The following is a 14,678-nucleotide window of genomic DNA, read 5'->3' as shown; positions in this document are numbered from 1 at the left end:
CCGCCAGACTACGGCGGCAACCCCAAAGAAATCAAACCTCGTTGAAACTCTTGTACGTCGAAATCAGACGGTTGAAGGCGCGCTGCATGTGGCGCGGCGCATTCGCATCGCGCAGGAAGCGCACATCGTGCACCAGGCCCACGATCAGGCTGTAGATCTCGTACATCAGCTGCTCCGGATCGGTATCCGGCCGCAGATGGCCGGCTTCCATGGCTTGCAGGATGGTCTTGCGCATCGACGCACGCCAACGTACGGCCCCCTGTTCCAGCCGGTCTCGTACGGGGCCCGGCTGGTCGTCGAACTCAAATGCGCCCGCCGTGTAAAGGCAGGCATTGCGTACCGCTTCATCGCTGACGCGGCGAATCCAGTTCGTCACCTGGGCCACCAGCCGCGGCAAGCCACGCGGCAGCTGCAAGGTAGGCAGGAAGACTTCTTCCGCAAAGCGGCGGTCGTATTCGTCCAGCACGGCGATCTGCAGCGCTTCCAGCGAGCCGACGCGGGAAAACACGCCGCTCTTGCTGATGCCGGTGCGCTTGGAAATCTCGCCCAGCGAGAGCTTGCCTATGCCCTCGCTCGCCGCCATCTCGCAGCCGGCGTCGATGATGGTGGCGTAGGTGGCCTCGCTTTTTGCTGTCATTGCATCCATGGACGGAACTTTAGCACACATGTGCGAAATGTCAAACCGTAGCACCTGGGTCAGACCCGCCGGGTCTGACCCCGCCTTTCGGTTTATACAAACGGACACATGCGGGATACACACGCTGCCTAGACTGGCAGCACTTTCAACCAACACACCACGGAGCACACCATGCAACTCGACAAAGTTATCTACACCGGCAAAACCCTCGTCACCGGCGGCCGCGACGGCAGCGCGAAGAGCGATGATGGCCGCCTGAACGTAGCCCTGTCCGGTCCAGGTTCGAACGGTCCGGGCACCAACCCTGAGCAGTTGCTGGCTGCCGGCTGGTCCGCCTGCTTCATCGGCGCCATGAAGCGTGCCAGCGCCATGGAATCCGTCGCCTTGCCGGCGGACGTGGCCGTGAATGCGGAAGTTGACCTGGGTACGATCCGCGAAGGCTACGCCCTACAGGCTCGCCTGAATGTGTCGCTGCCGGGCCTGGCGCCCGAAGTGGCCAACAAGATCATCGCGTCCGCGCACAACCTGTGCCCGTACTCGAAGGCACTGAAGAACAACATCCACATCGAACTCAAGCTGATTTAACTTCTACCTGGTGCGCGCGGCAGTCATACGTCTCCTCCTGCCGCGTGCGCCTTTTAGCCGCCAGGTTAATGACATTCGACGGCGGATTTGGGCGGCCGGTTCCGGCCGCCCACATTTTTAAGAAGCGCTGGTACGGTTTGTCTTTGTAAGGCATAAGGAATCTCCGTTACGCCGGGGCCTGGCAAACAAAAAACCCCGGCAAGTTTCCTCACCGGGGTCCTGTTGGATGAACGGCCGGCTCGGAGGTGCAGATCCCCCGAGCTCCATGCACGGGGGGCTATCGAATTCGCTTCTGATGAGCCGTACGTGGCATGGCCGTCCTTTCTCAAAAATTCAGGTTGATCAAAAATCAATGAGCGTCGATTCTGCGCTTTTGAGCAACCGATTGTCAAGCAGTTAAATAAAAAAAGCGCGCCCATCACGGGCGCGCTTTTGCTGGATGCGAAATCGCTTTTGCGCGAGGCTTAAGCGTTCAGGCGCTGCTCCAGTTTTGCCATGTTTTCCTTCAGCTCGGCCGGCAGGTGGTAGGCCAGTTTGTCGAACAGCTCGGCGTGCAGCTTGAGCTCTTCGCGCCATGCGTCCTTGTCGATGGAGGTGATGGTTTCGAACTCTTCCGGGGTGAACGGCAAGCCGTCCCACTGGATGTCGCCGAAGCGCGGGGTGGTGCCGAAGATGTTTTCGACGCCGCCGCCGGTGCCTTCAACGCGCTCCAGCATCCACTTCAGCACACGCATATTGTCGCCAAAGCCCGGCCATACGAAGTGGCCCTGCTCGTCGGTGCGGAACCAGTTGACGCAGAAGATCTTCGGCAGCGCGGCGCCGCCTTTGGCTTCCAGGCGCTTGCCCATGTCCAGCCAGTGCTGGAAGTAGTCGCTCATGTTGTAGCCGATGAAGGGCAGCATGGCGAACGGATCGCGGCGCACCACGCCCTGCTGGCCGGCGGCTGCAGCGGTGGTTTCGGAACCCATGGTCGCGGCCATGTACACGCCTTCCACCCAGTTGCGGGCTTCGGTCACCAGCGGCACGGTGGTCGAGCGGCGGCCGCCGAAGATGAAGGCCGAGATCGGCACGCCGGCCGGATCGTCCCAGGCTGGATCGATCACGGGATTCTGCGTAGCGGACACGGTGAAGCGCGCGTTCGGGTGCGATGCCTTGCTGCCCGGCGTGTACGGCTTGCCCTGCCAGTCGGTCAGATTGGCCGGCACTTCCTTGCTCAGGCCTTCCCACCACACGTCACCGTCCGCGGTGAGCGCGACGTTGGTGAAGATGGTGTTCTCGTCCAGGCAGGACATGCAATTCGAGTTGGTCTTGGTGTTCGTGCCCGGGGCCACGCCGAAGTAGCCGGCTTCCGGATTGATCGCGTACAGGCGGCCATCCTTGCCCGGCTTGATCCAGGCGATGTCGTCGCCGATGGTGGTCACTTTCCAGCCCTTGAAGGTCGCCGGCGGGATCAGCATCGCGAAGTTGGTCTTGCCGCAGGCGGACGGGAACGCCGCTGCCACGTAATGCTTTTTGCCTTCAGGCGATTCCACGCCGAGGATCAGCATGTGTTCAGCCAGCCAGCCGTCGCCGCCGTTCAGCGCATCTGCGCGGCCCATAGTTGAAGCGATACGCAGCGCGAAGCACTTCTTGCCCAGCAGCGCGTTGCCGCCGTAGCCGGAACCGTAGGACCAGATTTCGCGGGTCTCAGGGAAGTGCACGATATACTTGGTGGCGTTGCATGGCCACGGCACATCCTTCTGGCCGGCAGCCAGCGGCATGCCGACGGTGTGGATAGCAGGAACGAATTCGCCATCGGTACCCAGCACGTCATAAACGGCCTTGCCCATGCGGGTCATGATGCGCATGTTCACGGCAACGTATGGGGAGTCGGACAGTTCCACGCCAATGTGGGCGATCGGCGAGCCCAGCGGGCCCATCGAGAACGGCACCACGTACATGGTGCGGCCCACCATGCAGCCGTCGAACAGGCCGTTCAGGGTACCGCGCATTTCAGTCGGATCGATCCAGTTATTGGTCGGGCCGGCTTCTTCCTTGGTGTTGGAGCAAATGAAGGTACGGTCTTCAACGCGGGCGACGTCGCTCGGGTGCGAGCAGGCGAGGTAGGAATTCGGACGCCTTTCCGGATTCAGCTTTTTCATGGTGCCGGCGGCAACCATTTCCGCGCACAGGCGGTCATACTCTTCCTGCGAACCATCGCACCAGTAGATGCGGTCGGGTTTGGTCAGGGCGGCGACCTCGGCCACCCAATTGATCAGCTTTTGCTGTTTAATGTAAGCTGGTGCGTTCACTGCTGCAACGCCTCCCATAACGGGCTGATTCATAGTACCTCCAATGCCAATAAAGAATTCTGCTCTTGTCCCGGCACGGCAGGATCGTCGTCAGCGGATAGCTTGCGCGCGGAAATGCATACCAAGTGATGCTTCGGCGTATACGGCGGTTCTGTCGAAGCGCCCGATTTCTCGAGGGCGCGTGCGTCCGGAGAGGGTAGCCGGACGCGGGAACAAACATACTGCTGGAAGCTTGTCGAGCTTCCTGGATTGGGGCGATTGTACACCCCTGCCCCCGCGTTTCCGACAGAAATGTAGGAGAATTGCCCGACCAAAGTAGTAGGCTATTCGAGATATTCGCAAACCCGTTATTTCCCTACCAATTTCATCATAAAATCTGCTAACTGCCATGAAGATCGCTATTCTCGATGATTATCAAGATGCCGTACGGGAACTAGATTGCTTCCGGATAATGGACGGCCAGGATGTGAAGGTTTTTAACAACACCATCAAAGGCCAGGGCCAGCAGGTGGCCCGCCTGACCCCATTTGACGCGCTCATCCTGATCCGCGAACGCACCGTACTCAACCGTGCGCTGCTGTCCAAATTGCCCAACTTGAAGGTGATTTCCCAGACTGGGAAAGTGAGTGGCCACATCGATATGCAGGCTTGCGAGGAGCTCGGCATCAAGGTGCTGGAAGGCGTCGGCTCGCCCACCGCTCCGGCCGAGCTGACCTGGGCCCTGATCATGGCGGCCCAGCGCAAGCTGTTGCCCTATGCGTCGCGTCTGAAGGAAGGACAGTGGCAGACGGTGTCGCTGAGCCAGCCTTACAACACGCTCGGTACGGTGCTGAAGGGCCGCACGATGGGCATCTGGAGCTACGGCAAGATCGGCAAGCTGGTGGCCGGCTATGCGAAGGCGTTCGGCATGGATGTGATGGTGTGGGGCGGCGAGTCCAGCCGCAACGCCGCCATTGCGGACGGTTTCCGCGCCGCTCCTTCGCGCGAAGTGTTCTTTGCCGAGTCCGATGTGCTGAGTCTGCATATCCGCCTGGCGGAAGCCACGCGCGGCATCGTCACCGCGGAAGACCTGGCGCGCATGAAACCGACGGCATTGTTCGTCAATACAAGCCGCGCGGAACTGGTGGAGGAAGGCGCGGTGGAAAACGCGCTGCGCCAGGGCCGTCCCGGCTTTGCCGCGCTGGATGTTTTCGAGATCGAACCCCTGCCGGAAAACTCGCCGCTGCTGCGCATGCCGAATGTGCTGGCCACGCCGCATCTGGGCTACGTCGAGAAGGATAGCTACGAGCTTTACTTCACCCACGCCTTCCAGAATCTCGTGGATTACATCCGTTCGAACTAAGTCTCGGGGATGCCGCTGAAGTTGGGGCGCGGCTGCGGCATCACGTGCACCTTGCTCCACAAGCCCTGCCAGCCCGGCGGCCAGGTGATGTCCGGGCCATTGTATGGCGGGAGGGTCGCGCGGACGGGAATCACGGGCACAGGCGGCATGTCGATCAGCGGTGAATTCGCAGGCCGGTCCATGTTCAGGCTGTACATATAGCCGGGCAGCAGCGCCTCGCACACGGCAGCGAACCACGCCGCGTGGTCTTCATCCTTGCCCAGCGCCTGCGCCAGGCCGTGCGGATCGAATTTCGCCAGCGCGTGGATCAGTTCTTCAGTCGAGGCGCCCGGCTGGTCGCCCCAGCCCATCACGGGATTGACGTTGTAATCGGCGCCCGAACCATACCAGCCTTCGCGCCACGAACGCTGCATCCAGTCGCGCGGACCGGTAAACAGATGCCAGCGCCAGTGCAATCCGGACGGTTTCGGCCAGGAATACAGGTACAGCTTCTGATAGCCCGCCTTGTGCAGTTCTCGCACCACGGCCATCAGGCGCGCATGCGGCATACGGTCCGGCGGCGCGCGGCGGAACAGGATGGCTTCGCCGTCGGCGAACTGAACTTCGTCGGTGGAAAGATTCAGGTCGAGCGTGCGCGACTCGCTGCCGAAACGTGCAGAGATCCAGCCTGTGAGCAGGTTGACAGCAGTGATGACTCCGTAGCCGCGGTAGCGGTGGAAGATCACGGTTCCGGGTGCGAGCGCTTTCATGGTGGTGCCAGGCAAAGAAGCCAGTGTACTCAACGATTGGACGGATTTCCAGGTAAATTCGGCTATCATTCACGCCGTCCGAATACTCATTTTATTTCATCATGACCCTGCGTATCATCGCCACCGGCGGCACTTTTGACAAGCACTACAATGAACTGAACGGCACCCTCGGTTTCGCCGAAAGCCACCTGCCCGCCGCTATCGCCCGCGCCCGCATCACCTCGCCCTGCGCGCTGGAAGTGCTGCCGCTGCTGGACTCGCTCGATATGGTCGATGCGGACCGTGAGCGTGTACTTGCTTCGTGCAAGGCTGCGACCGAACGTGGCATCGTGATCGTGCACGGCACCGATACGATGAAGGAAACCGCCGCCGTGCTCGGCTCCGTTTTGACGGACAAGACCATCGTCTTCACCGGCGCCATGATCCCCTACGCGATCGACAATTCGGATGCCTTCTTCAACCTCGGTTTCGCCTGCGGCGTGGCGCAAGTGCTGCCGCCAGGCGTGTACGTTGCCATGAATGGCCAGGTTTTCACCTGGGATAACGTGCAGAAGAACCGCGCCGCCGGCGTATTCCAGCCTCTTTGAGGTAGATCAATGCCAACGGTGTGCCGAAGCTTGTCAAACTGATATATATCTGGCGCCGGACAGAATTTCCAATTCTCATCTGGAGCGCACATGACAGACTGGACTTCCGGCTATGTCGCCGACATTGGCTACACCTTTGGTACCTATAGCGAGCTGAACCCACTGCGGCTGAAGCTCGCTTTCCTGCACGCCGGCCTGGCGTTTCCGGAAAACGGCGTGGCATGCGAACTGGGCTTCGGCCAGGGCATGAGCGTCAACATCCACGCTGCCGCCACCGTCACCGAGTGGCACGGCACCGATTTCAATCCCACCCAGGCCGGCTTCGCGCAGGAGTTGGCCAGGGCGTCCGGCGCCAATGCGCAACTGTACGACCAGTCTTTCGAGCAGTTCTGCGAGCGCGACGACCTGCCGGAATTCGACTTCATCGGCCTGCACGGCATCTGGAGCTGGATCTCGGACGAGAATCGCAGCATCATCGTCGACTTTGTACGGCGCAAGCTGAAAGTGGGCGGCGTGCTCTACATCTCCTACAACACGATGCAGGGCTGGGCCAGCATGGTGCCGGTGCGCGAGATGATGACCGAGCACAGTTCGGTCATGGCGGCGCCGGGCAAGAACATCCTGCCGCGCGTGGAAGAGTCGCTGAATTTTCTTGACCGCCTGTTCGCGACCTCGCCCGCCTACCTGAAGGCGAATCCGGGCGTGCAGCCGCGCCTGGACAATATGAAGAAAATGAGCCGCAACTATGTGGCGCATGAATACTTCAACCGCGACTGGCTACCGATGTCCTTCTCGGCGATGGCGAAATGGCTGGCGCCCGCTAAGCTCAGCTTCGCCTGCTCCGCGCACTATCCGGACCAGATCGATATGATCAACTTCACGCCCGAGCAATCCGCACTGCTGAAGGACATCGATGATGTGCATTTCGCGCAGACCGTGCGCGATTTCATGCTGAACCAGCAGTTCCGCCGCGACTATTGGGTGCGCGGTGCGCGGCCCTTGCGCCCGCTCCAGCGCCACGAGCTGCTGATGGCGCAGAACGTGATGCTGGTTGTCACGCCGGACAAGGTGCAGTACAAGCTCACCACGCAGTTGGGCGAGTTGCAGCTGCAGGAGAACATTTACAAGCCCGTGGTGGAATTCCTGGCCGGGCATCAGGCGCGCACCATCGGCCAGATTGCAGAAGTGTGCCTGGCGCGCGGTGTCAACGCGGCACAGGTGATTCAGGCAGTGTTCCTGCTGGTAGGCCTGGGCTATGCACAGGCTGTGCAGCCTTCCGATGCCATTGCGCTTGCGAAGCCGCAGACAGACCGGCTGAACCGCCATATCTGCGAAATGGCCAAGGACAGCACGGATGTCGCTTATCTCGCCTCGCCGGCCACTGGCGGGGCGATTATCGTGCCGCGTTTCCCGCAGCTGTTCCTGCTGTCGCAGGCTAATGGCGCCCAGAGGCCGGAGCAGTGGGCGGCCTTCGCCAGCGCCATACTGTCGCGCACGGGGACACGCCTGGCGCTGCAGGGTAAGGCGGTGGAATCGGAGGAGGAGCAGCTGCGCGAGCTGAACCGCATGGCGCGGGAGTTCGCGGAGAGGGAGTTGCCGATTTTGACGGCGTTGGGGGTGACGTTTTAAGCGAGGCGGAGCGGTGGCCCGGGGTGGGCCACCGCCGCGACCTTATGCGGTGGCTTCGCCGCCGAGGGCTTCGACCACGTCCTGCATCAACTTCGACAACTCGCCCGTCATCAACATGAAATCGCCGTCGAAACGCTCCTCGTCGTTGCGAGTCGACGATTCGTTTTCCTTGATCACGTCCAGCGGCTTCACGCCCTTGATGGCCAGGGCTTCGGTCAGCACGAAGGAAATCTTGCTGTCCCAGGTCATGGCCAGGCGGGTGCACTGCTTGCCGGCGGCGATATGGCGGCGCACTTCGTCCGGCTCCAGCGTGTGGCGCACGTAGCGCACGGCGGCCTTGCTTTCGCCGGTGGCGCGCAATTCGGTGTCCATGTCGACGGTGAAGCCGTTCGGCGCTTCATCCTCGTGCAGCCAGCCGGTCATCACCGACACCGGCGAGCGCTGCACGCGCAGCGATTCGATCGGCATGCGGTCCACGGCCTTCAGCAGCAGCTTGATCACATCGTCGGCCTTGGCCGGGCTGGCCGCATCGACCACCAGCCAGCCATTGACCGGGTCGATCCAGGTCCAGACGTTGCTGCGGATCGTGAACGCGCGCGGCAGCAGTTCATCGTGCACGCGCTCTTTCAATTCTTTCATGGCTTTTTTGCCAGGAGCGAAACCTTGCTGTTCTTCCAATTCGGCGGCGCGCGCCTTGGCGACCTGGTTCACCACGGTCGACGGCAGCAGTTTTTTCTCGGTACCCAGCACGATCAGCATTTGCTTATTGACCACGTGGACCAGGCCGCCGTTCGGACGCGGCTTGTCCCAGCCCTGGCGCATCAGCTCATTGCTGCTGGCAGGAGTAAACGCCTGCGATTGCAGTGCTTCTTCGAGTTGTTCTGGAGTAAATGCCCACGGGGCGGGCAGACGGTAGATCTGGAGATTCTTGAACCACATACTTGGTGTGTGCCTTACGGAGCATTTAAAAGGAACGACATTTTACATTGCTCATTTGGGACATGGCACAGCGAATTGTTTTCCGGCGTCGCGGATAGGGTCGCGGCCAGGGCCCGGCTGGCTGCCCCACTTGATCCAGCAGTAGGTGCCGAAGGGCGATTGCACCTTCATGATGGCGTCGCCATTTGACAACACCGTCTCGGTGATCTTGTGGCTGCGGTCAATGTAGGCGGCGGCCATCTTGCGCGCCAGCTCGGGCTCCCGCAGGGCGAGCGTTTCGCGACGCTCCTTGCGCAGGTCGCGGTCGGCTTTGCCTGCTGCGCTGCGGGCGCGGGCGAGCAGCGATTCAGCCGACGCCCCACCCGCTGGCGCCTCCGGTACCGCAAACGGATCATCCCCGCGCTGCGGCAACGCCTCCTGCGCGACGCCATCACCCCGCGTCGGGCGGCCCGTTTCCGCGTCCCGTTCGGCCTGCGGCGGACGCGCGCGCTCCGGGGCGCGTCGGACACGTTCGGCTGGGGGCGCGCTGGGCGTTTGAGGGCGCGGCGGCGGTGGCAGCAGGAATACCAGCTCCCCCTCGCGCCGGGGCAGCCAGTCGGCGGCTGGACGCTGCACGGGCCGCCACATCAGCTGCACCACAAGGTGCAACAAAGCCAGCGCGAACAGCAGCGCGCCGCGCGGCAAAGACAGCTTTCGATCCATCGACGAGTCCACGTTCGCAACCGGCGGCAGGAAGCCCCGGCTCGCGCCCGCATTATGCGGTCGCGGCCACGCTGGAAAACTCACGCAAACTCACAGCCCGGCAAAAAGATCGCCCTGCTTCGGCGACGGCGCGGCGACCAATTCATCGAGTGGCGTCAGGGCCGATACGCGCACGCCCAGCAGGCGCAGGCGCAACTCCAGCGGCACGCGGCGCAGGCACTCGCCGGCAGCGCGGCGAATCGCAGCCGCGTCCGAGGTCGGCAGCGGCAAGGTCACATCGCGCGTCACCGTGCGGAAATCGCTGTAGCGCAGCTTGATGCCGATGGTACGCCCCGCATAGCGCTTGCGCGCCAGGTCATCCGCCAGCTTGGTGCACAGGCGCGTGAATATTTCGGACAACTCTGCGCGGTCCTGCTTCGCGTGCAGGTCGCGCTCGAAAGTCGTCTCGCGGCTGATGCCCTTCGGATCGGAACGCGTGGCCACCTCGCGCTCATCGTGGCCATGCGAAATCCGCTGCAGCCACTCCGCATAATTCAGCCCGAAATGCTCCTGCAGCAGGCGCGCATCGGCCGCCGCGACCTGGCCCACCGTCTCGATGCCCAGCGCAATCAGCTTGGCCTCCGCCTTGGGGCCAATGCCGTTCACCTTGCGCACGGCCAGCGGCCAGATCCGCGCCGGCACATCGTCATAGGAAATGATGGTCAGCCCGTTCGGCTTCTCCAGGTCGGAACAGATCTTGGCCAGCAGCTTGTTGGGCGCGATGCCGATCGAGCAGCTCAGGCCCGTGGCTTCCTTCACGGCCGCCTTCAGCCGCATACCCAGATCGCGAGTTTCTTCGGGCAGGTCGGTCAGGTCGATATAGATCTCGTCGATGCCGCGGTCCTCGATCTGCGGCGCGATGCTGGCGACCGCCGCCTTGAACAGGCGCGAATACTTGCGATAGGAATCGAAGTCGGTCGGCAGCAGGATCGCGTCCGGCGCGAGGGCAGCGGCTTTCATCGTGCCCATCGCCGAAAACACGCCGAGCGCGCGCGCTTCATAGGTGGATGTGGTCACCACGCCACGGCCGACATAGTCCCGTAGCCGGGAAAACTCGCGCGTGCCATCCTCTTTCATGCGCGGCTGATGCCTGGAGCCACCGCCGATCACCACCGGCTGGCCGCGTAATTCCGGATAGCGCAGCAATTCCACCGACGCGTAAAACGCATCCATGTCGAGGTGGGCGATGCGGCGCGGCCTGCTCATGTGCGGGTGGTCGGAGTGATGTTGAAATACTGTAATTATATCCAGTATTCAAGAGAGAGCCAGCCCCACGCGAAAAGGCATACGATGGGGCGCTCCGGGAGGATAACCATGACCCTTTCAAACCTGAAAATCGGCGCCCGTCTCGCCCTCGGCTTTGCGCTGACGATTTCCATCATGCTGGCCATGTCGCTCACCGGCATCAGCCGCATCGAACAGATCGCGAACCTTACGCACAACCTGGTCAATGACCGCTACCTGAAGGTGACGCTCACCAACGATATGCGCAGCTACGCCAACCGCTCGGCTCAGGCGCTGCGCAATGCCATGCTGGCGCCCGAGGCTGCCGCCGCCGCGCCCTTCCTCACGGCGATGTCGGAAGCTGAGCGCACGAGCAGCGAGGCCGCCTCGAAACTCGAGAAGATTCTTGTGCGGCCGGAAGCAAAGCAGCTGTTCACCGACCAGCGCCAGGCTTATACGGAATTCCAGGCAAAGCGCGACGACGTGCTGCGCCAGTTCCAGGCCGGCGAGCGCGAGGCGGCGGTACAGCGCCTGTTCAGCGACGTGATCCCGGCGCAGAACGCCTTCTTCGGGAAGCTCGATGCCATCCTCGCCTACCAGGGTCGCCTGATGAGCCAGGATGGCGCGCACGCGGAGCAGGCGGCCAGCGATGCGACGTGGCTGATGGCCGGCCTGCTGGTGCTGGCCACGGCGTTGTCCGCGCTGGCGGGCTGGCTGATCACCCGCTCCGTCACCGCGCCGATCAACCAGGCGGTGGACCTGGCCGAAACCGTGGCGCAAGGCGACCTGACCGCGCGCATCGACGTGCAGCGCAGCGATGAAACGGGGCGGCTGCTGAATGCGCTGAAAGATATGATGGCCTCCCTCACCCGTACCGTGGGCGCGGTGCGCAGCAGTACCGATACCATCACCACCGGGTCGGCGGAAATCGCCGCCGGCAACCTGAACCTGTCGCGCCGCACCGAGCAGCAGGCAGCGTCGCTGGAGGAAACGGCATCGTCGATGGAGCAGCTGACTTCCACCGTGCGCCAGAACGCCGACCATGCGAAGCAGGCCAACCAGCTGGTGGAATCCGCCGCAAGCTATGCGGGCGAAGGCGGCCAGGTGGTGGGCGAAGTGGTGCAGACCATGGGGGCCATCAAGGACAGCTCGGCGCGCATCAAGGACATCATCGGCGTCATCGACGGCATCGCTTTCCAGACCAATATCCTGGCCCTGAACGCCGCAGTGGAAGCGGCCCGCGCAGGGGAACAGGGACGTGGCTTTGCCGTGGTGGCGGGCGAGGTGCGCACGCTGGCGCAGCGTTCGGCGCAGGCCGCCCGCGAGATCAAGGAACTGATCGACGATTCGGTGCAGAAGGTCGATGCCGGCGGCAGGCTGGTGGACCAGGCGGGCGTCACCATGCAGCGCATTGTCGAATCGGTGCAGCAGGTGGCGGCTTACATGACCGAGATTGCCTCCGCCAGCGCCGAACAGACTTCCGGCATCGAACAAATCAATACCGCTATTACGGACATGGATTCGGTGACGCAGCAGAATGCGGCGCTGGTCGAGCAGGCCGCTGCGGCGGCCCGCAGCATGCAGGAAGAGGCCGTGCGCCTGCAGCAGGCAGTGGCTGTGTTCAAAGTGGAAGCCGGCCATGGCGCAGACCAGGCGCCGCGTGCGTCCGTGCCTACCGTGCCGGCCGTGGCTGCGCCGGTCCACACCGCCGCGAAGCCCGCCCTGCCCCGCTCACCTGCGGCGAGCCGGCTGCCGACCGGCGTGGCGAAGGAGCGGCGGCAGCGCGATGGCGAACGTGTTCGCGATGCCGTCAACGTGGAAACCGCCCGCCGCAACGCGACCATGCCGGACGGCGACGAATGGGAGGAATTCTGAGCCGGGGCCGGGCTGCCTCACCGCTTCGCCCGCGCCCGGAACCATTCAGCCGTCGCTTCATCGGCCGGGAAGAACGCCTCCAGCCGCAGCTCGTGCACCGTGACGTCATGCGGCGTGCCAAGCGTGGTGATGGTGGTGAACAGGTTCAGCTCCGTGCCGTCCTTGCGCACAGTGAAGGGCAGAAAGGGCAGCGCGCGGCGTTCCAGATTGGGCGCCGCGGCCGCGGCGCGCACGCCGGGCATGGACAGCAATTCCTCCAGCAGGCGCGTGGCTTCGCTGCCCGGGCCATCGCCCATCGCTTCGCGCTGTATCCATTGCAGCAGGTCGGTCGCCACATCTTCCCAGTTGGCGATATAGGGGCGCAAGCCGTTCGGGTCCAGCGTCAGCCTGATCACGTTCACGCTGGGTAGCGGAGTATTGGCGGGCAGGCCAAGCAGCCATGCCATCATCGTCGCCGCCGGGCCATTGTTCATCTGCAGGTTCCACAAGCGGCCCACCACCAGTGCGGGATACGGCGACTGCTGCTCCAGCATGAAATCCAGCGCCTGCCGCACGGCCATCATTTCGGGATCGGACAGGCTGCGCTCCTGATAGGCCGGCGCGAAGCCCGCCGCCAGCAGCATCACATTACGCTGGCGCAGCGGGATATCGAGCGTCATGCCCAGCTTCAGGATCAGGTCACGGCTCGGCTGCGAGCGCCCGCTTTCCAGGAAGCTGATATGCCGCTGCGACACGCCGCTTTCCGCCGACAGCCGAAGCTGACTGAAGCCCCGCTTGGTGCGCCAGTACTTCATGGCCGCTGCGTAGTCGCTGAAATACTGTTCCGTCATTCTCTCCCCTTGATGAACTCAATCAGGTCGCCATTCACGCGCTGCATATGCGTGAGGAACATACCATGCGCGGCGCCTTCATACACGCGCAGCCGCGCATTGGGCAGAAGTTGCGCGCTGGGCTGGGCAGTCAGTTCGAAGGGCGCGCTGGCGTCCTGCGTGCCGGCAATCAGCAGCACGGGGATATCGATGCCACGCATCTCGTCGCGCATGTCCGCATGCTGGATGACGCGATTGCATTCGTACAGCGCCTGGGCCGAGGTTTGCAGCGCCAGCCCGCGCAGCCAGTCCTTCATGCCGGGCGTTACGCCGGGGACGAAGGGGTCGATGTTTTCCGCGATCCACAGCGGGAAGTCCCGGGACAACTGCTCGCGGCGGAAGTGCTCCATCAAGTCGCCTGCAGCGCGGAAGTCGGGTGTCATCGTGCCCAGCAGCGCGGCCGCTTCCACGCGCCCGCTGCCGTGGCGGCTCAGGTAGCGCATTACCTCATTGCAGCCCATCGAGTGCGCCACCAGTGTGACTTCGTGCAGGTCCAGCGCCTCCAGCACGGCGGAGAGATCATCGGCCAACGTATCCAGCGTGTAGCCGCGACCCGGATCGTTGGAGCGGCCATGGCCGCGGCGGTCGAAGGCGATCACGCGCAAGCCCTGTTCCAGCAGCGCCAGCATCTGGTAATTCCACTGGTCTGACGGCAGCGACCAGCCGGCCACAAAGACCACCGGCTTGCCCTCGCCCCAGTCGCGGTAGAACAGGTTCACGCCATCGCAGGTACGGATGATATTTGGCTCCACAATGCGGGCGCCCGACGCTGCATACGCGGTCATGGCGGCCCCCTTATTGCGCGAAATAGTCGATGAATCCGGTCACGCTGGACAGGCGGCCGTCCGCGTGCACGGTGGCGACATCCGTGCCTTTCGCCACTGGCGCGGCGCCCGGCGCGGACAGGCTCCAGGAGAAACGGACTACATCGTTATGGCTGTCCGGCGTGCCGCTCAGCGCGAAGCGGTGGCCGGGAAAATGCTCCTGGGCGCCGGCGATCATGGCATCGATGCCGCCGTGGCCGGTGCCTTTCATCAGGGGGTCCTTGTAGTCCGCTTCCAGCGTGAACAACTGCGCGACCCTGGCGCGGCGCGCGGCGGCGTCACGTTCATTCCAGGCAGCCAGGTATTGTTCGGCAATGTTGAGGGCTTGGCTCATGGTGATCTCCTTGTGAAGTTGGTGACTTCATTCTCGGAAAATCAGCACGTCC

Annotated in this window: 14 protein-coding genes; 5 read left to right on the top strand and 9 right to left on the bottom strand. The window is 63.1% G+C overall.

All coding sequences use genetic code 11. From position 1 onward, the window contains the following. Window positions 1-31 precede the first annotated feature (31 nt). Window positions 32-646 carry a TetR/AcrR family transcriptional regulator gene (locus tag ACHMW6_RS35595; RefSeq protein WP_395404389.1) on the bottom strand — a complete coding sequence of 205 codons (615 nt, stop codon included), beginning with the start codon at window positions 644-646 and terminating at the stop codon, window positions 32-34. Window positions 647-808: 162 nt separating this feature from the next. Here ACHMW6_RS35595 and ACHMW6_RS35590 point away from each other — a divergent pair, with 162 nt between their 5' ends. Then, window positions 809-1,222 (top strand): organic hydroperoxide resistance protein, encoded by a 414-nt coding sequence (locus ACHMW6_RS35590; RefSeq protein ID WP_395404387.1) that lies wholly within the window; start codon window positions 809-811, stop codon window positions 1,220-1,222. A 464-nt stretch (window positions 1,223-1,686) separates the two neighbouring features. On the opposite strand, the gene ACHMW6_RS35585 is transcribed toward ACHMW6_RS35590, so the two are convergent. Beyond that, window positions 1,687-3,546, bottom strand: a complete 1,860-nt coding sequence (locus ACHMW6_RS35585) for a phosphoenolpyruvate carboxykinase (GTP) (protein WP_395404386.1) — start codon at window positions 3,544-3,546, stop codon at window positions 1,687-1,689. 355 nt (window positions 3,547-3,901) lie between these two features. Here ACHMW6_RS35585 and ACHMW6_RS35580 point away from each other — a divergent pair, with 355 nt between their 5' ends. Beyond that, window positions 3,902-4,855 (top strand): D-2-hydroxyacid dehydrogenase family protein, encoded by a 954-nt coding sequence (locus ACHMW6_RS35580; RefSeq protein WP_395404384.1) that lies wholly within the window; start codon window positions 3,902-3,904, stop codon window positions 4,853-4,855. Here ACHMW6_RS35580 and ACHMW6_RS35575 read toward each other — a convergent pair. After that, the gene (locus ACHMW6_RS35575; RefSeq protein WP_395404382.1) at window positions 4,852-5,604 is read right to left on the bottom strand and encodes an L-asparaginase; all 753 of its coding nucleotides are present in this window, start codon (window positions 5,602-5,604) and stop codon (window positions 4,852-4,854) included. The genes ACHMW6_RS35580 and ACHMW6_RS35575 overlap by 4 nt on opposite strands. Window positions 5,605-5,705: 101 nt before the next feature. Between ACHMW6_RS35575 and ACHMW6_RS35570 the strand changes: the two genes are divergently transcribed. Further along, window positions 5,706-6,191, top strand: coding sequence for an asparaginase domain-containing protein (locus ACHMW6_RS35570; RefSeq protein WP_395404380.1), 486 nt, complete (start codon window positions 5,706-5,708; stop codon window positions 6,189-6,191). Between the two features lie 90 nt (window positions 6,192-6,281). Beyond that, complete coding sequence (locus ACHMW6_RS35565) at window positions 6,282-7,820, top strand: class I SAM-dependent methyltransferase (RefSeq protein WP_395404378.1); 1,539 nt, start codon at window positions 6,282-6,284, stop codon at window positions 7,818-7,820. Window positions 7,821-7,862: 42 nt separating this feature from the next. Here ACHMW6_RS35565 and ACHMW6_RS35560 read toward each other — a convergent pair whose 3' ends face one another. The 3 genes from ACHMW6_RS35560 to dinB are packed head-to-tail and all read right to left on the bottom strand — an operon-like array spanning window position 7,863 to window position 10,706. Next, on the bottom strand, window positions 7,863-8,759 hold the full coding sequence (locus ACHMW6_RS35560) for a recombination-associated protein RdgC (protein WP_395404376.1): 897 nt from the start codon (window positions 8,757-8,759) through the stop codon (window positions 7,863-7,865). Between the two features lie 51 nt (window positions 8,760-8,810). Then, entirely contained in the window at window positions 8,811-9,545 is a 735-nt protein-coding gene (locus tag ACHMW6_RS35555; RefSeq protein WP_395404374.1) for a hypothetical protein, read from the bottom strand. Window positions 9,546-9,551: 6 nt separating this feature from the next. Then, window positions 9,552-10,706: a DNA polymerase IV gene (gene dinB / locus ACHMW6_RS35550; RefSeq protein WP_395404372.1), complete on the bottom strand. Its 1,155-nt coding sequence runs from the start codon at window positions 10,704-10,706 to the stop codon at window positions 9,552-9,554. A gap of 108 nt (window positions 10,707-10,814) precedes the next feature. Here dinB and ACHMW6_RS35545 point away from each other — a divergent pair, with 108 nt between their 5' ends. Further along, window positions 10,815-12,599 (top strand): methyl-accepting chemotaxis protein, encoded by a 1,785-nt coding sequence (locus ACHMW6_RS35545; RefSeq protein ID WP_395404370.1) that lies wholly within the window; start codon window positions 10,815-10,817, stop codon window positions 12,597-12,599. Between the two features lie 17 nt (window positions 12,600-12,616). Here ACHMW6_RS35545 and ACHMW6_RS35540 read toward each other — a convergent pair whose 3' ends face one another. The 3 genes from ACHMW6_RS35540 to ACHMW6_RS35530 are packed head-to-tail and all read right to left on the bottom strand — an operon-like array spanning window position 12,617 to window position 14,626. Continuing rightward, window positions 12,617-13,429 carry a helix-turn-helix domain-containing protein gene (locus ACHMW6_RS35540; RefSeq protein WP_395404368.1) on the bottom strand — a complete coding sequence of 271 codons (813 nt, stop codon included), beginning with the start codon at window positions 13,427-13,429 and terminating at the stop codon, window positions 12,617-12,619. Continuing rightward, on the bottom strand, window positions 13,426-14,253 hold the full coding sequence (locus ACHMW6_RS35535; RefSeq protein WP_395404366.1) for an alpha/beta fold hydrolase: 828 nt from the start codon (window positions 14,251-14,253) through the stop codon (window positions 13,426-13,428). The genes ACHMW6_RS35540 and ACHMW6_RS35535 overlap by 4 nt, the downstream gene beginning before the upstream one ends. A gap of 10 nt (window positions 14,254-14,263) precedes the next feature. Further along, entirely contained in the window at window positions 14,264-14,626 is a 363-nt protein-coding gene (locus ACHMW6_RS35530) for a nuclear transport factor 2 family protein (RefSeq protein WP_395404364.1), read from the bottom strand. Window positions 14,627-14,678 lie beyond the last annotated feature (52 nt).

The sequence above is a fragment of the Pseudoduganella sp. UC29_106 genome, from assembly GCF_044055365.1.
In the GTDB taxonomy this organism is placed as follows: Bacteria; Pseudomonadota; Gammaproteobacteria; order Burkholderiales; family Burkholderiaceae_D; genus Rugamonas.
Note: the sequence above shows the minus strand (reverse complement) of the source record. Positions and strands in the feature narration are given on the sequence as shown.